This is a genomic window from Bacillus cereus group sp. N6 (genome assembly GCF_016483705.1).
Classification (GTDB): Bacteria; Bacillota; Bacilli; order Bacillales; family Bacillaceae_G; genus Bacillus_A; species Bacillus_A wiedmannii.
Window position 1 is genome coordinate 236,217 of record NZ_JAEHBI010000003.1, and the last position, 21,268, is coordinate 257,484.

The window sequence follows — 21,268 nt, forward strand, 5'->3', positions numbered from 1 at the left end:
AGATAAATAGAAAAAGCGCATCAATATGATGCGCTTTTTCTATTTACTCAATGATTTGGAACTCTTTTAACTCTTTTTCGATATTTTGTAGGAGTTGTTCGCTTTTTTGAAGTACATTCGTTGGGAAAGTTTCACCATCACCATATTCAACGCCGTGAGGATAATAATGTTTTCCTAATAAGGGAGGAAGTAGCTTTATTTCAGCGTGTCTGCTACCAACATCACCTTCAACAGCCAAACCTTGTACGCGCAAATAATAAATATCATTTAATATTTCAAATTTATAATCGTATGTAACTCGTTCATAATCCCACTGTCCAGCAAGTACAAAATGGTTCTTTTCCATAATCTCTGTTAATAGTGTTAAATCAACGACTGCCCCATTAAATTTCGTATTTGTAAATTGCATATAATACCTCCTCTTTTCATGTTACATCATTATTTTTATAATAGTATGAATAATAAGAAAGTGCAATTCATATTGAGAGAAAAGGTAGAATCCAGACTTTTTTTGCGAAAATATGATATAGTGAAAAGAGTACGGTACACACAAAAAAGGAAAGAAAAGGATTTGTGTATATCTCAATTTTATGTTTTGTGCAGGAGGTATATCGATTGAAGAAATTATTGCGTATCGTAATGATTACATTTTTAATTTTAGCTGTTGATTTATACGGGAAATTACTCGTTTCACAATATATATTAACCCCATCTCAATCAAAGCAAGAAAATAAAATTGTGAAAAAGAAAAAACAAGTAAATGAAGACTCTTCCGATACTGTTTTAAATATGATTGGTGGGGACTCTGAAAATTTATTAGCAAAATGGGGCGAACCATCTCGAATAGAGCCATCTGCTTACGGATATGAATGGTGGGTATATAATCAAGATTTAACTAAGTATGTTCAATTTGGAGTTGCAGAACGAAAAGTTGTAACGGCGTATGTTGCTGGTGAGCAGGTTAAGGTGCCGCCTTATTATATAAATGAAAAGTATGAAGAAGTGTATAAAAAGAATCCACTCTCGCATGAGATTTCGTTAAAAAGAGGGAAAAATAGTTATCAATTTGAGTTATCTGACACGGAAGTGATGGAACAACCATTAATACCTGTAGAAGATGGCTGGGCACAATTATATTTTGATCATTTTACACATGAGCTTGTTGGTGTTCGTTATATGGATGATGAAACGTTATTACGCCAAAGACCGTATCAGCTTGTTTATTCGGGTGAATTACTAGCTGAACAACCATTGACTCCAGATAAAATGAAACAAATAGAGAATGGGAATATGCAACAAATTTTTGATTTAACAAATATTATTCGAAGTCGCCATAAGTTACCGCTGTTAGCTTGGGATCAACAAACAGCAGAGGTGGCTATAGGGCATAGTAAAGATATGAAGGATAATAATTACTTTTCACACGATTCACCTACACTAGGTACGTTAGGAGATCGTTTACAGCGCGGGAAAGTAGGGTTTCAACTTGCTGGTGAGAACATAGCGGCGCAACATAGTGATGGAATTGCGGCGGTGCAAGGTTGGTTAAATAGTGAAGGGCATAGAAAGAATGTATTAAATGAACAATTTACAGGATTAGGTGTTGGGGTATACGATAAGTTTTATACACAAAACTTTATTCGAAAATAAAGTGAAATTTTAAGTTGTGTAGGGGAAACCTCACGTTTAAGTACTTCGTATTCACTGAAGTGTAGGTCGGAATCTTACCGTATGCAAATAGCAGGATAAAAAGGTGCATGAATCGTCTAAAAATAGGCGAACCATGTGCCTTTTTTTTCTTACTATATAGTAGATATACATGAAGAGGTGAGGATTATGCCAACAACAAAAGGACCGTTACATCCATCGGTTCAACAGTTTAAAGAGTTTGTAAACCATCACCCTAAAATGGTTCATGAGGTTAGAAGTGGTCACAAAACTTGGCAACAGTTTTATGAAGAATGGTACTTACTTGGTGAAGAAGATCCGATATGGGCAACTTTTAGGCCTGATGGAGCGCCAGCTTTTTCTTCGGTAAAAGAAAATAAACAAGAAAAAGAAAAAGATAATCGAACTGAAGAGGAAAAAACTGCTGATGTGATGGGACAAATGCTTTCTTTCTTTAAAAAGCTAGATGTGGAACAGATGCAACACCATTTAGCTAATGTGACGAGTGCTATTGGTAGTGTGCAACAAGTTTTTCAACAATTTCAAGGGAAGCCCGCGCGGCAAGAAGAAAGTACTTCCGAAAATAATCCATTTTTCTTTCAGAAGGATTAGGGGGAAAGCGGATGAGAGCAGAAATTATGGAGTTTATAAAGGCTGATGAGGATTTATCTCGCTATATTAGGGAGCAACCGTACTGGTATAGAAAACTAACGCGAAACCCTGAAGAAAAAGAGGCATTTGAGTTAGCGGCTATGCAGCATTTCAAAAAAACGATACCAGATAAAGTTGAGAAATTTCAAAACCAATTGGCAGTTGCCTCCATTATGATCGATATGTTTCAGTATATGAAGCAGCAAAATACAACATAATTGGAAGGGAAAACTATGTCCGTCATGCAGAACTTTTGATACAATAGAAGCGGATTATTTAAAAAGGAGTTGCAGCATGAGCATGACGGAAATTTGTTTAGTACGACATGGACAAACTGATTGGAATTTTCAAGAGATTATTCAGGGACGTGAAGATATTCCACTTAATGAAGTGGGAAAGAAGCAAGCAAGTCAAAGTGCAGTTGCTTTGCAAGCGGAAGCATGGGATGTAATTATAAGTAGCCCATTAATTAGAGCGCACGAAACAGCTAAGGAAATTGCAGGGGCTGCAGGATTGCAATCGATTTTATTAGATGAGCGATTTGTTGAACGTAATTTTGGTGAAGCTTCTGGGAAGCCGGTTGCGACTGTTAGGGAGCTAATTGCAGAAGGTAAAGTAGAAGGTATGGAGCAAGATGAAGAGATTGTAACTCGTTGCTTTGCTGCTATAAAAGATGTTGCAGAAACCCATTCTGGCAAACGTATTATCATTGTAGCTCATTCACATGCGATAAAAGCAATTTTACATGCAATTGCACCGGAAGATATTTCGTTTAAGACACCATTAAAAAATGCATGTATTAGTTATGTGAAAGAAAATAGTGGGAAATGGGATGTTCTGAAATATAATATTGCGGAACATATTAATGTATAAGTATGTGCTGGGATTATACGGAAAATAGTTAGAGTGATATCTTTCTGTTTAGTGAGACACTTCAATTAGTAGTTCTATTCTAAATGTGGTATGATGAATACTCGGAGGTGTCTCTCATGATTGTAGCGACGCTGGAAAGCGTATTGATATTAGATAAGGCAGAGCAGCTTGCAAAAGCGATTATCTGTTCAGATATAGCAGAAGACTATCGTAAGTGTTATAAAGAATTGCATGAAGATATGGAAGTTCAGACGTTAATTCAGCAATTTACAGCGATGAAAGAACGATATGAAGAAGTGCAACGTTTCGGTAAATACCATCCTGATTATACTTTCGTTTCGACGAAAATGAGGGAGTTAAAGCGTTCTGTAGACTTACATGATAAGGTTGCAGCTTTTAAACGAGTAGAAACAGCTTTGCAAAAGTTGTTAGATGAAGTTAGTGTAGCAATCGGTTCTGAGGTGTCTTCTTCCATCAAAGTTCCAACAGGAAATCCATTTTTTGATGCTGGTGGCTGTGGTGGCGGTTGTGGTACCGGCGGAGGTTGTGGCTGTAAAACGGGGTAAATTACCCCGTTTTTTAGAAGATAGAAGAAAACGTATACAGAGTTTGTCCTGTAATGTCATAAATTTCTGATTGGTTTTCATAAAATATAAAATATATGTTTTTAAAAGGAGAAGATGGAGAAGATTATGTTCGGGCAACGACAAAGTATGATTGTTTATTTACATTCATTGAAACATGCCAAGATTTTAAGGAAATATGGTAACATACATTACATATCAAAACGCTTAAAATACGCAGTAGTATATTGTGATATGGAACAAATTGAGCATATGATGCAAAAGTTGAACAAACTTCCTTTTGTGAAGAAGATAGAACAGTCGTACCGCCCGTATTTAAAAACGGAATTTGAAAATTCACGTCCTGATCGGGCAAAAGAATACGATTATAGTTAATAGAAAAAATCCCCTGCTAATTTTAGTAGGGGATTTTTTTACTTGAAATAACACTTTATTTCATTGGAGGAATGAAATTATTCATTCGTAAAATACCAATTAAATGATTGAAAAACAGTTCTTTTTCTGGGAAAGTTGTGGATGGTTTTACCGTAAAGGTAGTCACTTTTCTTCCTAGTTGTTCTGCCGTTTCTTCAAATAAAATGACGCGTTTACTTTTTTTATTTTCAAGTACAGGAATGCCTTCACGACATATGTATAATGGTTGGAAATCACCAGTAGTAGTTGGTTTTAATATTACAACAAGTGAGCACACTTTTTTTTCATTTTTAATCGTTTCAAATTGTAACATATGTGTTATACGTTCTTGATTTGCTTTGGCAATTTCAAGTAATTCATATAAATCAGAGTAGCCTTCTCCGAGTTCTATAAAGCGTTGAATCATATTTTTTCCTCCTCTTTCTTTTACTTACTGTACCATCTCACTTTTTAAATGAAAAGTAGACAAAGAAAAAAAACCCTGCAAAGCAGGGCCCTTCTTATACTAGCATGTACTAGTAAGAAGGCAAAGGGAGAGGAGAAACCGGAGGAAGAACTTATGGGGAAACGTAAGTCTTCTCCGCGGTTGGCAACAACATCGAAGGTGATGTTGTTATAATTATTTATGTCCAATCTAAATGAAGATATACATCATGAAATTAAATTTTATGTTTGGCTTTTTATTTTTCTTTTTTTTATTTTATGATAGGATAAAAAAGATAAAGTGAAACGAATATACATATTGGGTTCGTGTTAGCGCATGGTGAGATGAATACATAAAAATGCAGAGCGGTTATTTTAAGCCAAAGTTCTCCTATTGTTCGTTGAGAAATGAATGGAAAATTTCATGGAATAGTATAGTTTGGTAGCGGTTATCGAATGGAGAAAGGTTTTCTATAATTGCTCGATAGATTGAAATAAAGGTAGTGACAACAGATGAGAGTAGTTTCAGGAAAATGTAAAGGGCATCCACTAAAAGCGGTGCCAGGTAATACAACACGTCCAACGACAGATAAAGTAAAAGAATCAATCTTTAATATGATAGGTCCTTATTTTGATGGTGGTATCGCTCTTGATTTATTTGGCGGTAGTGGTGGTCTTGGAATCGAGGCTATAAGTAGAGGGATTGATAAAGCAATTTTTGTTGATCGAGATAATAAAGCGATAAAAGTAATCCATCAAAATTTAGAAAGTTGTCGAATACAGGAACAAGCTGAAGTATATCGAAATGATGCAGAACGTGCGGTAAAGGCTCTTATAAAACGTGAAATATCATTCGATCTTATATTAATTGATCCTCCATATAAAGATCAAAAAATTGTATCTTTAATTAGTGTGATGGATCAACATGGATTGCTACATAGAGATGGATTAATTATGTCAGAGCATGGTAATGATGTGGTTTTACCTGATTCTATAGGGAGTCTTGTAAAAGTAAGAGCTGAAAATTATGGGATTACAGCAATATCGATTTATAAGTATGAAGGTGAGGGGACGGAATGACTAGTATAGCTATTTCTTCGGGAAGTTTTGATCCAATTACCCTTGGGCATCTGGATATTATTAAAAGGGGAGCAAAAGTATTTGATGAGGTATACGTAGTAGTTTTAAACAACTCGTCAAAAAAACCGTTCTTTTCAGTTGAAGAGCGCTTAGATTTAATTCGAGAAGCAACAAAGGATATCCCGAATGTAAAAGTAGATTCACATAGTGGACTACTAGTGGAGTATGCGAAAATGCGTAATGCAAACGCGATTTTGCGTGGGTTACGAGCGGTTTCTGATTTTGAATATGAGATGCAAATTACTTCTATGAATCGAAAATTAGATGAAAATATTGAAACCTTTTTTATTATGACAAATAACCAATATTCATTTTTAAGCTCGAGCATTGTAAAAGAAGTTGCGAGATATGGAGGAAGCGTAGTAGATCTTGTACCTCCTGTTGTAGAACGTGCTTTAAAAGAAAAGTTTCAAACCCCGTTAAAGTGAACGGGGTTTTTCTTTGTTGCTACGAAAAAATAATAAGATAACATATACATATAAACAAAATAAAGTAAAGATCGGTCCATAGTGTACAAAAGATGTCCAAATTTCTTGCAGTATAGAAGAATGATTCGATAAAAATACGGGGATATCTTTTTGCATAGGTGAAAAAGAGCTTACTTTTTCATAAAATGGTTTCCAAAATATAAAAGTAAAAATAGGAGCCAGAATACTTTGGATAATTCGTGCGAAAAAATAGGGCTTAAATCGGATGTCTGTTTCAGCTAATATGCTAGCAACTTGTGCCTGAATAGAAAGGCCGCTAAACGCTAAAATAAAGCTTGTTACCATAGCTTGCTGCAGGAGGGGTGTTTCATTTATTTGACTAATCATTTGGCTACCGAGTGTCATTTCAAAAATGCCTGATAAGATTGGAATACTAAATTCTGTAGTTAGTTGGAAGAATGATAAAATATGTTGCATAATAAAAGAAAGTGCTGCTGTAATATGAAATACAGTAATCATTTTATTTAAAACAGAGAATAAAATAATAAATCCACCAATCATAAGTAACGTTTGAATAGAAGAAACGATAGCGTCCCCAAGTAATTTTCCTAATGGTCTTTTTTCTTGCATGCGCGTCTCGTGTAGGACTGAAAAAGGGTTTTGAAAAGGACGTTTTTTAGTAGGATGTTGATCCTTCGTGGAAATATTGTTATTGCCGTAAAAACGCATCAATAACCCGACGGCAAAGTTACTTAAATAATGTGCAGCAGCTAATACGATTCCTAATTTCGGATTATTGAAAAAACCGATAGAAACAGCTCCAAAAATAAAAAGTGGATTAGATGAGTTTGTAAAAGATACGAGGCGTTCTGCTTCGATTTGTGTTAGCTGATTACTTTTACGTAGTCTAGCGCTTAATTTGGCGCCAGCAGGGAATCCAGAAGCCATTCCCATTGCCCAAACAAATCCGCCTATCCCTGGAACGCGAAAAAGTGGTCGCATGAGTGGTTCTAATATAACACCTATAAATTTTACAACACCAATACTAATTAGAAGTTCCGCAATGATGAAAAACGGTAAAAGTGAAGGGAATACAACTTCCCACCATATATTTAACCCTCGAATGGAAGCTTGCAAAGCAGCTTGGGGGTGAAGTACAAGAGAAAAGGTTAAAAATAGTGTTGATAGGGTAAGAAAAGCCGTTTTCCATTTTTCATACATGTAAGTAAATCCCCCTTTGTCCCAAAAAACGTTCATTTCAGTATACGTGGATACGTAGTGCATTTAGACCATAAGTATGAAAAAGGAATGAAAAAAATTAAAGGGTGAGAAAAATGAAAGAACCGAAAATTGGCTTAGCTCTTGGATCTGGGGGCGCAAAAGGGTTTGCGCATATTGGTGTTATAAAAGTTTTAAGAGAAAATGGTATACCGATTCATATGATTGCAGGAAGTAGTATGGGGGCTTTAGTAGGTACGTTTTATGCAGCTAGCTCAAACGTTGAAAGGTTGTATAAACTGGCAAATGTTTTTAAGAGGAAATATTATTTAGATTTTACAGTTCCGAAAATGGGATTTATTGCTGGAAAACGTGTCAAAGATATGATTAAAATGTTTACATATAATAAAAATTTAGAAGAGTTAGATATCCCGACGGCTGTTGTGGCTACTGACATCTTGAAGGGGGAAAAAGTAGTTTTTACAAGTGGTCCTGTTGCAGAGGCTGTGAGAGCTAGCATATCTGTACCTGGAGTGTTTGTACCAGAAAAGATAGATGGACGATTATTGGTGGATGGCGGAGTGATTGATCGCATTCCAGTATCGGTTGTGAAAGAGTTAGGTGCCGATATTGTTATTGCTGTTGATGTATCGCCGATTAAAGTGAATGGAGAGGTTACGTCTATTTATGATGTAATTATGCAGAGTATTGAAATTATGCAACATGAGCTGGTGATGAATCGACAAATTGCATCGGATTTAATGATGCGACCAGCTGTAGAACAATTTAGTTCACGTGCTTTTACAAACATTGAAGACATTATTCGAGTTGGAGAAGTAGAGGCGGAAAAACATGTTGCAAATATTTATTTATTAATTGAGCAGTGGAAGGAGAAACATAATGTTTAAGCGTTTTCGGTTTATATATGCAATTTTAATAGGGGTTATATTGGCGATGTTACTTGTTTACGTACGTTTACCGTATTATGTAACAAAACCAGGAATGGCGGCCAAATTAGAGCCTTACGTTCAAGTTGAGGGTGGAACGAAAGAATCCGGTGATTTTATGCTTGTTACGGTTTCAATGGGACCAGCAAATGTGGTGAATTTAATAGCGGCACAGTTTAATAAATATACACATATTTCGAAAGCGGAAGAAATATTGCAAAAAGGTGAGAGTGATGAAGAATATCAATTTCGCCAAAATTATGCGATGAAAGATTCGCAAAATGCAGCAATCTATAATGCGTATAAACGTGCAAACCGTACTGTTTCTTTTGAAAATAAAGGTGTATTGGTTGCAGGAGTAGCGAAAGGGATGCCGTCAGAAGGAAAGCTTAAGCTTGGAGATGTTATCATAGCTGTCGACGGAAAAACATTTGAAAAGACGGAGCAATTTATTGAATATATGACAGGGAAAAAAGAAGGGGAAGCAGTAAATATTGAGTACAAGAGAAATGGAAAACAGTTAAAAGAAAATTTAAATGTAAAGACCATTCCGAATGGAAATGGGCGTGTTGGTATAGGGGTTTCTATCGTTACTGAAAGAGAATTAATGGTAGATCCGAAAGTGAAAATTGATTCTCATGAAATAGGCGGACCATCGGCAGGCCTAATGTTTACATTAGAAATATATAATCAACTTGTGGAAGATGATTTAACAAGAGGGCATGAAATAGCTGGAACAGGGACGATAAATGAAAAGGGAGAAATTGGCCCGATTGGTGGTATTCAGCAAAAAGTGGTTGCTGCAAGTGATGCTGGTGCTGAAGTGTTCTTTGCGCCAAATGAAAAAGGTGCGGAGAAATCGAATTATAAAGATGCGCTTGAGGCTGCGAAAGATATTAAAACAAAAATGAAAGTTGTACCAGTTGATACGCTGGATGATGCATTGCTGTATTTGGAAAAAATGGGCGAGAAAAAATAAACCTCTCTGAAAAAGAGAGGTTTTTTTATAGAAATTTTGCAGTTGTTTCATCATAACGAATTGGATGGTGTGTTGCATCTTGTTTTAGTAGTTGTGTTCGTAATGGTTCTTGCATGATGGAGAAATATACAGAATTGGCTTTTCGCTCTATATGTAAAGTAGGATGGTCAAATGTTTTTGTATGGGTAAGGATGGGAAGTTCTATTTTTTTCTTGTTTTTTGAAAGGTAAGTTTGTCCTTTTTGTGACATGCCTAGTAGACGAATGTACGGTGCATGCTGCTCTATATTTGCGCTATGTATTTCTTCTTTTGTTGTATTTGTTAAAATGTGTGTACAAGCTCTTTGTAATCTAGTCCATGTATAACGCTTCGTTTTTAATGCTTCCATGAATGAATGGAAGCAGGAACTGTTTTGTATTTTTGATAAAATACGATGCTCTAAACCTTCTTCTATTTCATATATATGTCGTATGTCTTCTGGAGACATCGTCATGAGTTTGTATTTGAAAAATGAAAAGTATTGTTCCCAATTATGTAATATCCCGTAGTTTTGTTTGTAACTTGCTAAAAGAGAAGCAGTCGCTTTTGGGATAAAAGGCTCAATTTCTGTAAAAGAACTATTTTCGCTAAAAAGTTTTTTGCGAATACTAGTTGCGCTTGCAATATGTTGGTCGCTAAATGTTTCATCATGATAATGAGATGCGAATCTTTTTATCGTTTGTGCTTGCATAGAACTATTTTGTAAGAAAATTGATTTCATGTATTGGAATCCTAATATGTTATTCGGTTGTGACATGTCTATGTTTTTTTCGGATGGTAAAATGTGTAGGAAGGCTTCAGATGTAGCTTTTGCGTAACTGTTGCCTGCATTCATAAATTGCTTTACAAGACGATTAAAAGTATCTTCTTCATTTTTTTGCACAGAGATGGTGTTATGAAAATTTTCAATCTGCCCATCTTCACTACCGAAACAAATTTCAGAAACACGCAGGGCGTTTAAAATAGAAATAGCGCCATTTGCAAAGGTTTCAGCCTTTTGTGTTGAGAAGGCGTATGGAAGCTCTACAACAAGGTCTACACCGCATGATAAGGCCATTTTGGTACGATACCATTTGGATATGAGTGCTGGCTCACCACGCTGTAAAAAAGGGCCACTCATAACAGCGATTGTAATATCGGAGTGTGTTAACTTTTTTGTTTGTTGCACATGATAATCATGACCGTTATGAAAAGGGTTATATTCAACAACAATACCACTGGCTTTTATGGTAATCTCTCCTTTCGATGTAGCATCTTTTTCAAAAACGTGATACTCTATATATTATTTACTATGATGACTTCATTATAGTGTAAATTTTAAAAAACTTACACTATATATGCATTATATCACTTGTACCATGAGGTTTAACCCTCTTTAGTTTCATCACTGACCACTTTTTGACCACTTCGACTACTTTTTAAAACATTTCCTAGCATTTCAGTTACCTCAATTTGACGTTCTTCATAAACATCAGTATAAATATTTAAAGTTGTAGAAACATTTGTATGACCAAGTAATTTCGAAACAACCTTTGCATTTGCACCAGAATCGATTAAAATAGTTGTAAACGTTCTTCGGATATCGTGAAATCTAATATACGGTACGCCAATTGCTTCGCACAAAGCTTTCATTTGGTAGCGTATCGTATATGGATGCACGATTTTTTTATTTCTTGTGCAAATTAATAGGTCGAAAGAATTCTCCTTTTTGTGCTTTCGATATTCTAACAACTCTTCCATTAATTCTTCTGTCATTGGGATCATGCGATTAGATGCTTCAGTTTTTGTTTCACCTAATTCATACTTACCATCCACAAGCGTTAACGTTCTTTGTACATGAATAGTCTTGGTTTCGAAATTAATATCATTCCACTGTAGAGCCAATACTTCGCCGATACGCATGCCAGTATGCAACGCTAAAACAAATGTAATATAGTAGCTTCCTTGTATTTTTGCATACTCCATAAATTTCATTGCTTCTTCAACTGTCCAACTAGCTTGCGCTTTCTTTTTAACTTTTGGCCGCTTTGCTTTCTTAGCAGGATTAGAGTTAATCATTTCTAACTCTACACCTTTATCAAGGATTTGCTTTAACATAACATCAACGGATGAAATGTATTTTGTGGTTAGACCCTCTTTAAGCAACTTCTGGTGAAAATTATGCACTGTTAGAGGTTTTATATCAGATAACCTCTTTTCGGCAAATTCAGGCATGACACGCGAACGTAGAATACGTTTGTACTGATACAAGGTTGAAGGTCTACATGATGATTCTTTCTCTTGCATCCAGATTTCTACGAGTTGAGAAAAGCGAATATCACTATTCTCATAATCCCCATTTGCTAAATCATTTGTCACTCTAGCCACTTCTTCTTGAGCAGCTTTCTTTGTTTTAAAACCACCTTTAGTGATTTGTTTCCGTTTACCTGTGAGCGGGTCTTTGCCAACATCCATAGTAAAAGACCACTTCTCACCACGTTTACGAAAGTATGCCATGATTTTCACCTCGTCATAATCGTTTTCTAGATACAAGCTGTGATATGTGGTAGTGGTATAAGAAATGATAGCATGTAAGCCTAATTTCTGTAAAAGGAAATTTACAGATATAGAACAAGTGAGCTACAATATTTATATACAAAAAAAGAAAGGGGGATAAAAAATGGGAGAGTTCACAAAAGAACCTGGTGGTCATAAAGTTGCTGATCCTGGTGTAGGTTGGCACAATGAACCAGGCGGTGGTGGTTGTCAATACAATGAAGACCCTGGGACGGGGTGGAAAACAATTTCTGGCTCAGGGACAGGTATATAAGAAAAGGGGGATAACGAAATGAAAAGGTACATAAAAGATCCAGGTGGTTCAAAGATGATTCCCGATCCAGGACCGGGCGGTGGATATACAACTGACCCAGGTGGTGGATGGCGAAAAGAACCAGGAGGTTTAAGAAAATGAGAAGAGATTACTTTGATCCAGGCGGTTTAGGGGGAAGCCAATTGAAATATGATCCGAATCCGGGTGGAGGATATCGAAAAGATCCAGGTGGCGGAATGGGTATGTATGATCCTGGAGTAGGTGGAGGGTACACAAAAGCCCCAGGCACAGGAATATAAAAAAGAGAGCTAAGTGCTCTCTTTTTTTGTTGGTAAAAATTTGTTAATTTTTACCGTTGCGATTGGAAATGTTTTCTACTACAATCGACTCATAACAGCTCGTTATGAGTTTTAAGGAACTTTGCATATAAAACGAGTTGTTTACAGAATTGCTCTCGTTGAGATTCATCCAGGCCTGCGAAAACCGTTTGAATTTCATCGAGGGCATTTGCTATGTTCTTTTCATGTGGTGTACTCGTTCTACCCATTAACGCATCAACAGAAACACCTAAATATGTCGCAATGCGATCGAGAGTGTCGAGATCAGGTTGATTATAGTTAATTTCTAAATTGCCAACTTGACTACGACTTAACTGTACTTTTTCACCGAACTCTGATTGAGTAAGGGAACGACTTGATCTAAACTTTTTTAAATTTTCTCCAAATGTATTCATAGTTTTAGTATAAATACACGAGAATTTTTAGACTATATGTCATGAAATTTGTCTATATAATAGTGAATATAACATAATTTGACATTTGAACAAAAAACATATAGAACAAATGTTCTTTTGGTGGTAAAATATTCTTAATGAAAAATAGAATTTTTGAAAAAAACTTTCTCAACATGATTTGACCATAATCAGAACGAACATTCTAAATCTTATGATAAACTGAATTTAGTGAAAGAAGGAATAAAAAAAGACCCACGGTGTTATAGATGTGAGGCCACACAGCTATAACATTTCACCCTAGCCTAGATAGGGAAAGTTTCCATGAGTCAGTACAAAGTATAGCATACTTCATAAGTATAAAGAAAATTATGATTCATTTTCCTATTGAGAAAAAAGGGATATGTTTTGGGTTCTGATTTGGGAGGGAATTTTAAAATGAAGAGCTTTATCAAGAACTTACAGGAGCATATCAATTACCTTAAGTTGGATGTTGGTACATTAGCTAAAAAAGCAGAGATTGATAGAACGAATCTTAATAGGATTTTAAATGGGAAAATTAAAGAAATGAAGTTAGAATCATTCTTATTAATTGCTCCCGACTTGTATCCAAATTGGACAGAACGCAGAAAGAAAATTAGAGAATTTATATTGCTTTGCGAGAGTGATTTAAACATAAAAAAGGCACTGTCTTACTGCCAAACAGTCGGTGAGTATCAATTAATGAAAAAATTAATAAAAAAACATATTAGCAGCGATAAAAAAGGGAAAATAAACAAATATCTACATTTGTATGATCTATACAATCAAAGAAATTTGAACAAATTAGCAGGAGAAGAATTACAAAGGAAATTAGATGAATTACCATACTCTAAAAATGTTGACTATCAAATAATATTAGACATGTTACATGGGTTTGCGCTGTATGATAGTAGTAATTTCATGGCTATGGTTCCGTATTCTAAAAAGATTGATCAAAACTTACTATTAGTAGAGAATGCATTTATAAAAAAACATTTGGATTTGCAACATGATGATCGTAAGTCTCATATTAATTTGTTTAGTAATAAAACAAAAGAGTGCAGGGACATTTGTAATAGTATAATAAAATCTGCTCCAGAAGATTCAGTTATAAAGGCTAAAGCGTTGAGTTGCTTAGGGGAGTCTTTTATATTTGAAAATCCTTTTCAGGCGGAAACGTACTTTTTGGAAAGTCTAAAGTTAATAAAAAGATTAGGTATTACTACTTATAGTAAAATGTATCGTGCAGTTCATAGCACATTAGCTTTTTTGCGAATTGAGTATGGAATAAATGTAGATAAAATAGATTGGGATTTTGTAGGAGAAGCGGAAAAAGCTTTCTTTGATGCTAAATTCGGTTCAGGAGTTAAAGCTAGAGCTTATTTTGAAGACTTAAAAAAACAAGGAAAAACTTTGTCCGCATTTAAATTATATTATTTATTTTTTGTAGATAGAAATGATATAATGGTTCTCTAAGAAGCATTAGAAAAAATTGCTAATAATGGGAATGCATTCTATTCAAATTTGGTAACACGTCTTTTAATTAAAGAGGGAGTGAAGTAGGTTGAAAAAAATTATTCTTACAATGGTATGTGTTTTAGGACTACTAGGAGTAGTTGAACAAAACAAAGATACTTCACAAGTACATTCAAGTAAAGTAGAAACTACATATCTAATGGTTGACCCAGGAACTCATTAAAAATTTATAAATTATTTTTCAAGACGCTACTACTAAGTAGCGTCTTGAGTGCTTTTTAAGGGGTATGCATTTTTGAAAAACGTTATAAAAATGCACAGTTTGTTGAAAAAATCACATAGTTATTGGGATGGAGGAGTTTGTATTGTTAATAAGTGGCGAAGAAAAAATAAAATCCATGATTAAATATTTATTAGGGGATAAAGTCTCTGAAAATGACACTCTTCATGCTTTGAAAGAAATACATAAACAAGGATTCATTACTGATAATGAATTAAGTGAAGTCATGCAGCAAATGGAACCAAAAAAAGGACTAGCCTCATGCTAATCCTTTTTTTCTTGTTTTAACATTCTTTGGATAGCTACTTCTAAAAGCGCTTTGACGCTTTCAATCTCCTCAGGAGACAACTTTCTTCCATCCCAATGCAATTCATCACTTTCAAATATTTCTTTTATATTATTGCTACTTTTAATAGAAGTATCGCTTTTCCCAAATAAGTAATCAATGGGAACATTGAAGAAATCAGCTAATTTTTCAATGTTCTCGCGTGAGGGGATTTTCGTCCCTTTTTCATATTTAGAAATAGTTTGCTTGCTGACACCAATATTTTCGCCTATTTTTTCTTGTGTTAGTTTTCGTTCTTTTCTTAACTCGAATATTCTCTCCCCTATGATATTCATCTATAACATCCTTTCGCGCTACTTGTAAAAAAGTATCTAGTTTAAATGTATCAATGAGTAGCCCTAATGGCAACGTATAAATAAAAAATAAATTTTTAAAAATAAAAAAGTTGCCTTTTGGGCTACTTTTGGTTATACTAAGTTTAGAAGTTGAAGGTGGTGACTTAAAATGCTAAATACACAACGAATTAAATCCCTAAGACAAAAAAATGGTTATTCTTTAGAATACGTTTCGAAGGCTTTAGGTCTGAAATTCAAACGTTCTTATCATAACGTTGAAAAAGGAGAATCAGGATTATCGGTAGAGAAATTAAAAAAACTTTCGGAACTTTATGGTGTATCAATTAGTGATCTAATAAAGTGAGAGAGATTTTTTTTACAATCTAAGTCGCCCTAAAGGCTACAAGTGAAGGTGACGTTATAAGATAGTGTATCCATATTTAAATTTTAAAAAATGATTGGAGTGAAAAAACATGTACCAAATTAAACAACTACCATTTTCACTGAAAGCGGAGGATGTACAGGAATTCTTAAATATTTCTCGATCAGCCGCATACGCACTTATGAAGAGAGAGGACTTCCCAACAATCATAATTGGAAAAAGCAAACGCGTTAAAGCGGAAGACTTTCTTAAATGGGTAGAAGCGCAAAAGGTGGGAACAAATGCTAGTTAAAACAGAATTTCATATTTTTAACAAAATTACCGTTTGATAAATAAGGAGGTGATTTAGTGGAAGATACAACATCGTTAGTAGTATTCGCAATGTTCATCGCATGCAGTGTATTGTTGCTTTACATTACTTACGAACCAATAAAACGATGGGCTTGGAGTGACGTAGAACAAAATAAAAAGACCCATGGCAGTGGGTCCTTTAAGAAAAAACACTTGTTATAAGTATATCACGAAAAGTAGGGAAATAGTACATGTGTTTAACTGAGTACCAAGTGCTATTACCTAATAAATTCTGGGGCTTAGCAAAAAACAAAGAAGAATTAAAACAAATGGTTGAAAAGTATTTCAGTGTTGGTTATCCACATTATGAAATTCAGCGAATTATCAAAAGTGGACAAGCGTATATAGCGGTTTGCGTAAGGAGGTAAGGAATATGTCTGAAGTAAAAGTGAAGTGGATTAAACTTTCAACAACGATGTTTGAGGATGAAAAAATACGTTTAATAGAGAGCATGCCTGAAGCTGATACATTGTTAATCATTTGGATTAAGTTGTTGGCTCAAGCTGGTAAGACAAATGCAAGCGGGTATATTTTTCTGAACGAGAATATCCCATATACGGAAGATATGCTAGCAACGCTTTTTAATCGACCTTTAAATACAGTTCGAATGGCACTAAGTGTATTTAAGAAATTCGGAATGATTGATATTGACGATAATCATTACATCAATGTTGTTAATTGGGGAAACCATCAGAATCTAGACCGTTTAGAAAAGATTAAGGAAGACACTAGAAAACGCGTAGCGGCACATCGAGAAAGAAAAAAACAACAAACACTTAGTTGTAACGTTACATGTAACGAAGAAGTAACGGACATAGATAAAGATTTAGATAAAGATTTAGATAAAGATTTAGATAAAGATTTAAAAGAAAAACATAGTCCTGAAATAATTCAGGACAACACTCAATCTATTCCATATCAAGAAATTGTTGATTATCTCAATATGAAAGCAAAAACCAATTACAAATATACATCTAAAAAAACACAAGATTTAATTAGGGCAAGATGGAAAGAAGGTTTCAGATTAAATCATTTTCAACTGGTAATTGACACCAAGGCTTCACAATGGATTGATAATACGGAAATGTGTGGATATTTGAGACCTATCACTTTATTTGGAACTAAATTCGAAAGTTATTTAAATGAAAAACCTGTACAACGAAAAGGAGTTTTTAAAGGAGGTCCAACTAATGCAAGCAATCAAAAAGATAGTAGCTTCATCAACAAATACGACTTCAAAAAACGCTAGTCAAAGATATGTGTTGTCGCCTAATAGATGCACGAATGTATTTTTAGTAGGAAAAGAAAAATTTAAAGATGTTTGCAGTAAACGCATGTTGATAGATATAGAAACAAATGAGGAATTTTGTCCTCAATGTAGATCGGTAGAAAAAGAAGATCAGAAATTGGCTATAGAGACACTAGCTATAAAAAAGAAAAATGAGATCATTCATTTATATGATTCATTTGCAGATAACAGTTTAATAAATGACAAACTCAAAAAAGCCACATTTGAAAATTATGTACCACCTAAAAAGGAATTGGCTGATGCGAAAGAAATGATTATGAATTTTGTTACTTCATTCAATAAAGAAGAACCAACAAGCATGATTATTACAGGTGATTACGGAGTAGGAAAAAGTCATTTGTGCGTGGCAGCCACTAAAGAACTTATGAAAAAGGGTCACAGTGCAATGTTTATTCAAATGAATAAGCTATTTACCAAAATCAAATCAACTTGGAATAAAAATAGCGAGATGACAGAGGACAAGCTTATGTCCCTTCTAGCAAAAGTTGATGTCTTGATTATCGATGACTTTGGAGCGGAATTCACAGAAAAAGATAAAGAAGGCGTCACTTGGAAACAAACGAAAACAAATGAAATTGTAGATAGCCGTATAGGTAAAAGTACATTATTTACTACTAATTTTACGGTCGATGAATTAGCAGGAATGTATGGAGAACGTGATTTCAGTCGGATGATGGAAAACGCTGAAATGTTAGAAATGTATGGGGATAATTATAGATTACGTAATTTCAAAAAGGAGGAATAAGCATGTGTGCATTATGTCATGATACAGGAATTATTCGTAAAGAAACTTATCCAGGTGTGATTGAAACGAAAGGTTGTAATTGTGAAGTAGCAAAGAAACAGCAAGCAGAAAATGATAAGCGTTGGCAAGCATGGTTAATAAAATTTGAATCAATGAAACAAGAGTTGCAACGTAATAAACAACAAAAAGTTAGTTAACAAGGGGGAGAAAGCTATGAAAAACACAGGTGTTGCAAGAAAAGTGGACGAGCTAGGGCGTGTAGTAATTCCAGTAGAGTTACGCAGAACTTTAGGGATTGCTGAGGGAACGGCACTAGACTTTCATGTTGAGGGGGAAAACATCGTTTTAAGAAAACAAGAAAAGTCATGCTTTGTAACGGGTGAAGTTTCTGACTCAAACATGGAATTGCTGGATGGTCGAATGTTTTTGAGCAAGGATGGTGCGAGTGAGTTATTGGTCCTTCTTGAAAAGAGCGTGAAGGTACATGCCTAAGCAATTAAATATTTTCGATGTAGAGCCAGCAATTTGTGAGTTTAATGTAATGAAAGCCAATGTTAAGAAAGGAACTGGACGCAATACATACGCAGATGTACGCGTTCAAGTTCCTAAGAATGCAAAGTGTACGGATGAGTTACCACGCACAACTAAACAAGATGATCGTTATGACATCTTTGAACAATATGTAATGGCAATTTGGAGATTTCAACGAGCTGTAGATAAGTTCTTTAGTTGGGAAACTGCAGAAGAGATATGTAAGGCAGCAAGGGATAAAAAAGAAGTAATTCCAGTAAGGGTTTATTTAGGAAGTGGCTTTAAACCTGATGTTGTCGAGTATATGCAGTAGTAAAAAGGGAGAGGGACATATGACAAAAATAGAAATTGATGTTAGCAGCAACAAACTTTTAATAGTGAAAGACGGAAATGTCACAGCAGTTAATCCACCAATGAGTGGATTCGGTGAACAAGTTGCGGTTTGGGTAAACGGTAAAGTTGATCGTGTGGATACTAAGTTTACTGAAAAGATAAAATAATCATTTTTAGAAAGTAGGTTCGCTTATGAGCGTAGCAAGAAATCATGAAGCGATGAAGGAATCACGTTTGAAAATATACATCGCTTTAGAAGAGGCTAACTTCATTTGGGATGAAAGAGAAGTAGTACGTTTTCGTGAAATGTGGAGTCAAGGTATGAGCTTACCGAAGATGGCAAAAGCGTTAAGGAGACACCAAGCGGAAGTTGCGCTTCTTGTAATAGATCAAGCTGATAAGTATTTAATTGAAAATCGTCCGATAGGATTAGGGATTTGCTAAATAGGAAGGGGAAATCAAAATGAAAGCAATGAAAAACGGTGTTTTGGAAGTAACTAAATTAATCAGTAAATCAAAGGAAGGTCAAGCTGTAATGAACAACAATCAAATTTGTGAATTAGATCAATATCAAGAAGCGGCATTACGTACATGGAATACAAATCAGGATTTTGGTGGACGTGTTTTAAATGCAGCATTAGGTCTTTCGGGAGAAGCTGGTGAGGTTGCTGATATTGTAAAAAAAGCTATTTTCCATGGTCATGGATTTGATCCGGCTCATTGTCCAGGAGAAGAAGAAGGGAACACGCATAAAATCGCTTTAGAGTTAGGAGACATTTTGTACTATATTTCAATCATGTCTCACGAAATGGGATATACCCTAGAAGATATCGCTCAAATGAATATATCCAAATTAGCAACAAGATATCCAGATGGATTTAGTCGAGAAGCAAGTCAAGCACGTGTCGATATAAAGTAAGACCAAATTTGAATTTTATAGAAAAAGAGCACTATCGGAAGTGCTCTTAGAAAATCCATTTTATATTCTGTTTTGAGCTACGATTTTAATATTCTCTGGTGGAATGATATCATGAATTTTTTCTTTTAAATCTACTTGGACCATTTCTTCAAGATGTTCAAGTGAAACTTCATAGTTTATGCATTCCGCAGTTGCGATGTTTAATAAAGAATAATTTTCATTCTTTTTAACAACAAGATATTGTGATTGATCTGTTATTACAATACATCCTTGTTGAATGCCTAATTTACGATTATCTTCAAAAGTCATAAATATATCTCCTAACATTGTTCTGATAGGAATTGTACTACAGAAAAATGTTAGTGTCTAGTCATCTTATATAAGGACTAAAGTCAAACAAAAGCGTTATTTGCGCGACACGTTTCCTTATAAGTGTGCAAACACGAAATAGGAGGGTTATCAATTCGATGACAACAACTTATTGACTGAAAGTAGGAATGAAAGCCGTCAGGTTGAGCTGAAACTACTTATCTGATACTCCTACATGCAAGGCGTGATAGTAGTCACAAATTGTATGAAGCTAGGTGAAGTCGGCTGAACAAAACCTAAGTGAGAAATCATATGGTGATGGATAGGTCGGGATTGATGTTAGACTAAAAAGTAGACACAGGTTACTATAATAAAAAATGAACCAAATGAGGTGTCTACATGGGGAAAGTAAAACAATATGAAGAAGAATTTAAACGCCAAAGTGTAAAACATATCTTCACAACAGGAAAGTCTGTAGCTCAAGTTGCCCGAGAATTAGGGATTTCAGTAAATACCCTTCATGGTTGGGCAAAGAAATATAAGCAAGAGCCTAAGGTTATAAAGCAACGAACGTTCCGTTCTGAAGAGCAACAAACAAAAGAAATGGAACGGCGTATTCGAGATTTGGAGGAAGAAAATGCAATCTTAAAAAAAGCGATGCACTTCTTCGCGAAAGACCATCGGTAAAATTTCAATTTATCCATCACCACCGCTTCACATACCGAGTGGAGAAGATGTGCCAAGTTCTACATGTATCCCGAAGCGGATATTACAAATGGAAAAATCACACGAAAAGTCCCAGGCAAATACAAAAAGAAAAAATAACGAAAGAAATACACTGTATTTTCCTAGAATCGCGTTGCTTATACGGAAGCCCTAAAGTAACATCCTTATTACAGCAAGCAGGAAGACGAATCTCGCAAAAAACAGTCGCCAGAATCATGAAAGAACAGGGATTACAATCAAGAACTGTAAAAAAATATAAAGCCACTACAAATTCTAAACACTCTTATCCAATACATGCCAATGTGTTAAATCGTCAATTCAAGGTAGAAAAGCCAAATCAAGTTTGGGTAGCTGATATTACA

General features: G+C 35.0%; 37 protein-coding genes. 29 read left to right on the top strand and 8 right to left on the bottom strand.

Going from position 1 to position 21,268, the window contains the following annotated elements:
- Positions 1–43 precede the first annotated feature (43 nt).
- Positions 44–409 carry a YugN family protein gene (locus JDS99_RS04450; protein WP_001160938.1) on the bottom strand — a complete coding sequence of 122 codons (366 nt, stop codon included), beginning with the start codon at positions 407–409 and terminating at the stop codon, positions 44–46.
- 206 nt (positions 410–615) lie between these two features.
- Here JDS99_RS04450 and JDS99_RS04455 point away from each other — a divergent pair, with 206 nt between their 5' ends.
- From JDS99_RS04455 to JDS99_RS04480, 6 genes are all read left to right on the top strand, one after another.
- On the top strand, positions 616–1,650 hold the full coding sequence (locus JDS99_RS04455) for a CAP domain-containing protein (RefSeq protein WP_000735384.1): 1,035 nt from the start codon (positions 616–618) through the stop codon (positions 1,648–1,650).
- 186 nt (positions 1,651–1,836) lie between these two features.
- Positions 1,837–2,280 carry a YlbD family protein gene (gene ylbD / locus JDS99_RS04460; RefSeq protein ID WP_001143336.1) on the top strand — a complete coding sequence of 148 codons (444 nt, stop codon included), beginning with the start codon at positions 1,837–1,839 and terminating at the stop codon, positions 2,278–2,280.
- Positions 2,281–2,291: 11 nt separating this feature from the next.
- Complete coding sequence (locus JDS99_RS04465; RefSeq protein WP_001200991.1) at positions 2,292–2,537, top strand: YlbE-like family protein; 246 nt, start codon at positions 2,292–2,294, stop codon at positions 2,535–2,537.
- 82 nt (positions 2,538–2,619) lie between these two features.
- The gene (locus JDS99_RS04470; protein WP_033657734.1) at positions 2,620–3,192 is read left to right on the top strand and encodes a histidine phosphatase family protein; all 573 of its coding nucleotides are present in this window, start codon (positions 2,620–2,622) and stop codon (positions 3,190–3,192) included.
- 116 nt (positions 3,193–3,308) lie between these two features.
- A complete protein-coding gene (locus JDS99_RS04475; protein WP_000634355.1) occupies positions 3,309–3,758 on the top strand; it encodes a YlbF/YmcA family competence regulator in 450 nt (149 codons plus the stop codon).
- Between the two features lie 126 nt (positions 3,759–3,884).
- A complete protein-coding gene (locus tag JDS99_RS04480; protein WP_002080814.1) occupies positions 3,885–4,151 on the top strand; it encodes a YlbG family protein in 267 nt (88 codons plus the stop codon).
- A 55-nt stretch (positions 4,152–4,206) separates the two neighbouring features.
- Here JDS99_RS04480 and JDS99_RS04485 read toward each other — a convergent pair whose 3' ends face one another.
- Entirely contained in the window at positions 4,207–4,596 is a 390-nt protein-coding gene (locus tag JDS99_RS04485) for a DUF7147 family protein (protein WP_000616012.1), read from the bottom strand.
- 530 nt (positions 4,597–5,126) lie between these two features.
- On the opposite strand from JDS99_RS04485, the gene rsmD reads away from it, so the two are divergent.
- Positions 5,127–5,693 (top strand): 16S rRNA (guanine(966)-N(2))-methyltransferase RsmD, encoded by a 567-nt coding sequence (rsmD, locus tag JDS99_RS04490; RefSeq protein ID WP_001266975.1) that lies wholly within the window; start codon positions 5,127–5,129, stop codon positions 5,691–5,693.
- Positions 5,690–6,181 (top strand): pantetheine-phosphate adenylyltransferase, encoded by a 492-nt coding sequence (gene coaD / locus JDS99_RS04495; RefSeq protein ID WP_000200598.1) that lies wholly within the window; start codon positions 5,690–5,692, stop codon positions 6,179–6,181. Before rsmD ends, coaD begins: the two co-directional genes overlap by 4 nt.
- On the opposite strand, the gene ylbJ is transcribed toward coaD, so the two are convergent.
- A complete protein-coding gene (gene ylbJ, locus JDS99_RS04500) occupies positions 6,173–7,402 on the bottom strand; it encodes a sporulation integral membrane protein YlbJ (protein ID WP_088064314.1) in 1,230 nt (409 codons plus the stop codon). The genes coaD and ylbJ overlap by 9 nt on opposite strands.
- A 113-nt stretch (positions 7,403–7,515) precedes the next feature.
- Between ylbJ and JDS99_RS04505 the strand changes: the two genes are divergently transcribed.
- Both JDS99_RS04505 and JDS99_RS04510 read left to right on the top strand, forming a co-directional pair.
- Complete coding sequence (locus JDS99_RS04505; RefSeq protein WP_000662602.1) at positions 7,516–8,307, top strand: patatin-like phospholipase family protein; 792 nt, start codon at positions 7,516–7,518, stop codon at positions 8,305–8,307.
- Entirely contained in the window at positions 8,300–9,325 is a 1,026-nt protein-coding gene (locus tag JDS99_RS04510) for a SepM family pheromone-processing serine protease (protein ID WP_000476311.1), read from the top strand. Before JDS99_RS04505 ends, JDS99_RS04510 begins: the two co-directional genes overlap by 8 nt.
- Before the next feature lie 25 nt (positions 9,326–9,350).
- Here JDS99_RS04510 and JDS99_RS04515 read toward each other — a convergent pair whose 3' ends face one another.
- Positions 9,351–10,592: a nucleotidyltransferase gene (locus JDS99_RS04515; RefSeq protein ID WP_368656317.1), complete on the bottom strand. Its 1,242-nt coding sequence runs from the start codon at positions 10,590–10,592 to the stop codon at positions 9,351–9,353.
- A gap of 137 nt (positions 10,593–10,729) precedes the next feature.
- The gene (locus JDS99_RS04520; protein WP_199694599.1) at positions 10,730–11,860 is read right to left on the bottom strand and encodes a site-specific integrase; all 1,131 of its coding nucleotides are present in this window, start codon (positions 11,858–11,860) and stop codon (positions 10,730–10,732) included.
- 163 nt (positions 11,861–12,023) lie between these two features.
- Between JDS99_RS04520 and JDS99_RS04525 the strand changes: the two genes are divergently transcribed.
- The 3 genes from JDS99_RS04525 to JDS99_RS04530 are packed head-to-tail and all read left to right on the top strand — an operon-like array spanning position 12,024 to position 12,472.
- Positions 12,024–12,173, top strand: coding sequence for a hypothetical protein (locus JDS99_RS04525; protein WP_199694600.1), 150 nt, complete (start codon positions 12,024–12,026; stop codon positions 12,171–12,173).
- 18 nt (positions 12,174–12,191) lie between these two features.
- Positions 12,192–12,314, top strand: coding sequence for a hypothetical protein (locus JDS99_RS32315; protein ID WP_255543190.1), 123 nt, complete (start codon positions 12,192–12,194; stop codon positions 12,312–12,314).
- Complete coding sequence (locus tag JDS99_RS04530) at positions 12,311–12,472, top strand: hypothetical protein (RefSeq protein WP_199694601.1); 162 nt, start codon at positions 12,311–12,313, stop codon at positions 12,470–12,472. The genes JDS99_RS32315 and JDS99_RS04530 overlap by 4 nt, the downstream gene beginning before the upstream one ends.
- 89 nt (positions 12,473–12,561) lie before the next feature.
- Here the strand turns inward: JDS99_RS04530 and JDS99_RS04535 are convergent, their stop codons facing one another.
- On the bottom strand, positions 12,562–12,906 hold the full coding sequence (locus JDS99_RS04535) for a helix-turn-helix domain-containing protein (protein ID WP_044821771.1): 345 nt from the start codon (positions 12,904–12,906) through the stop codon (positions 12,562–12,564).
- A gap of 435 nt (positions 12,907–13,341) precedes the next feature.
- Between JDS99_RS04535 and JDS99_RS04540 the strand changes: the two genes are divergently transcribed.
- The 3 genes from JDS99_RS04540 (at position 13,342) to JDS99_RS04550 (ending at position 14,948) form a co-directional block, all read left to right on the top strand.
- A complete protein-coding gene (locus tag JDS99_RS04540; protein ID WP_242475619.1) occupies positions 13,342–14,400 on the top strand; it encodes an AimR family lysis-lysogeny pheromone receptor in 1,059 nt (352 codons plus the stop codon).
- Positions 14,401–14,488: 88 nt separating this feature from the next.
- Positions 14,489–14,623, top strand: coding sequence for an ABC transporter ATP-binding protein (locus JDS99_RS04545; RefSeq protein WP_199694602.1), 135 nt, complete (start codon positions 14,489–14,491; stop codon positions 14,621–14,623).
- A gap of 142 nt (positions 14,624–14,765) precedes the next feature.
- Positions 14,766–14,948: a hypothetical protein gene (locus JDS99_RS04550; RefSeq protein WP_000908628.1), complete on the top strand. Its 183-nt coding sequence runs from the start codon at positions 14,766–14,768 to the stop codon at positions 14,946–14,948.
- Here JDS99_RS04550 and JDS99_RS04555 read toward each other — a convergent pair.
- Positions 14,945–15,301, bottom strand: a complete 357-nt coding sequence (locus JDS99_RS04555; RefSeq protein WP_199694603.1) for a helix-turn-helix domain-containing protein — start codon at positions 15,299–15,301, stop codon at positions 14,945–14,947. The two genes, JDS99_RS04550 and JDS99_RS04555, sit on opposite strands and share 4 nt — an antisense overlap.
- A 169-nt stretch (positions 15,302–15,470) precedes the next feature.
- Between JDS99_RS04555 and JDS99_RS04560 the strand changes: the two genes are divergently transcribed.
- The 11 genes from JDS99_RS04560 to JDS99_RS04610 all read left to right on the top strand — a co-directional run bounded on the left by JDS99_RS04560 (position 15,471) and on the right by JDS99_RS04610 (position 19,871).
- Positions 15,471–15,665 (top strand): helix-turn-helix domain-containing protein, encoded by a 195-nt coding sequence (locus tag JDS99_RS04560; RefSeq protein ID WP_000935436.1) that lies wholly within the window; start codon positions 15,471–15,473, stop codon positions 15,663–15,665.
- Positions 15,666–15,774: 109 nt separating this feature from the next.
- Entirely contained in the window at positions 15,775–15,975 is a 201-nt protein-coding gene (locus JDS99_RS04565) for a helix-turn-helix domain-containing protein (RefSeq protein WP_199694604.1), read from the top strand.
- Positions 15,976–16,225: 250 nt separating this feature from the next.
- Entirely contained in the window at positions 16,226–16,402 is a 177-nt protein-coding gene (locus tag JDS99_RS04570; protein WP_199694605.1) for a hypothetical protein, read from the top strand.
- Between the two features lie 5 nt (positions 16,403–16,407).
- The gene (locus tag JDS99_RS04575; protein ID WP_199694606.1) at positions 16,408–17,283 is read left to right on the top strand and encodes a phage replisome organizer N-terminal domain-containing protein; all 876 of its coding nucleotides are present in this window, start codon (positions 16,408–16,410) and stop codon (positions 17,281–17,283) included.
- Positions 17,225–18,088 (top strand): ATP-binding protein, encoded by an 864-nt coding sequence (locus tag JDS99_RS04580; RefSeq protein ID WP_199694607.1) that lies wholly within the window; start codon positions 17,225–17,227, stop codon positions 18,086–18,088. Before JDS99_RS04575 ends, JDS99_RS04580 begins: the two co-directional genes overlap by 59 nt.
- Positions 18,089–18,090: 2 nt before the next feature.
- A complete protein-coding gene (locus JDS99_RS04585) occupies positions 18,091–18,285 on the top strand; it encodes a hypothetical protein (RefSeq protein WP_199694608.1) in 195 nt (64 codons plus the stop codon).
- A 16-nt stretch (positions 18,286–18,301) separates the two neighbouring features.
- Positions 18,302–18,580: an AbrB/MazE/SpoVT family DNA-binding domain-containing protein gene (locus JDS99_RS04590; protein WP_199694609.1), complete on the top strand. Its 279-nt coding sequence runs from the start codon at positions 18,302–18,304 to the stop codon at positions 18,578–18,580.
- Positions 18,573–18,932 (top strand): cell division protein SepF, encoded by a 360-nt coding sequence (locus JDS99_RS04595; RefSeq protein ID WP_199694610.1) that lies wholly within the window; start codon positions 18,573–18,575, stop codon positions 18,930–18,932. Before JDS99_RS04590 ends, JDS99_RS04595 begins: the two co-directional genes overlap by 8 nt.
- Positions 18,933–18,951: 19 nt before the next feature.
- Positions 18,952–19,119, top strand: a complete 168-nt coding sequence (locus JDS99_RS04600) for a DUF3954 domain-containing protein (RefSeq protein WP_000161123.1) — start codon at positions 18,952–18,954, stop codon at positions 19,117–19,119.
- 25 nt (positions 19,120–19,144) lie between these two features.
- Positions 19,145–19,396 (top strand): helix-turn-helix domain containing protein, encoded by a 252-nt coding sequence (locus JDS99_RS04605; RefSeq protein WP_199694611.1) that lies wholly within the window; start codon positions 19,145–19,147, stop codon positions 19,394–19,396.
- 19 nt (positions 19,397–19,415) lie between these two features.
- Complete coding sequence (locus JDS99_RS04610; protein WP_199694612.1) at positions 19,416–19,871, top strand: nucleoside triphosphate pyrophosphohydrolase family protein; 456 nt, start codon at positions 19,416–19,418, stop codon at positions 19,869–19,871.
- Between the two features lie 60 nt (positions 19,872–19,931).
- Here JDS99_RS04610 and JDS99_RS04615 read toward each other — a convergent pair whose 3' ends face one another.
- Positions 19,932–20,180 (bottom strand): hypothetical protein, encoded by a 249-nt coding sequence (locus tag JDS99_RS04615; RefSeq protein ID WP_199694613.1) that lies wholly within the window; start codon positions 20,178–20,180, stop codon positions 19,932–19,934.
- Between the two features lie 399 nt (positions 20,181–20,579).
- Here JDS99_RS04615 and JDS99_RS04620 point away from each other — a divergent pair, with 399 nt between their 5' ends.
- The gene (locus JDS99_RS04620) at positions 20,580–20,867 is read left to right on the top strand and encodes a transposase (protein ID WP_199694614.1); all 288 of its coding nucleotides are present in this window, start codon (positions 20,580–20,582) and stop codon (positions 20,865–20,867) included.
- A gap of 47 nt (positions 20,868–20,914) precedes the next feature.
- Positions 20,915–21,268: IS3 family transposase (locus JDS99_RS04625; protein ID WP_199694615.1), on the top strand; the 354-nt coding region annotated here is incomplete at its 3' end.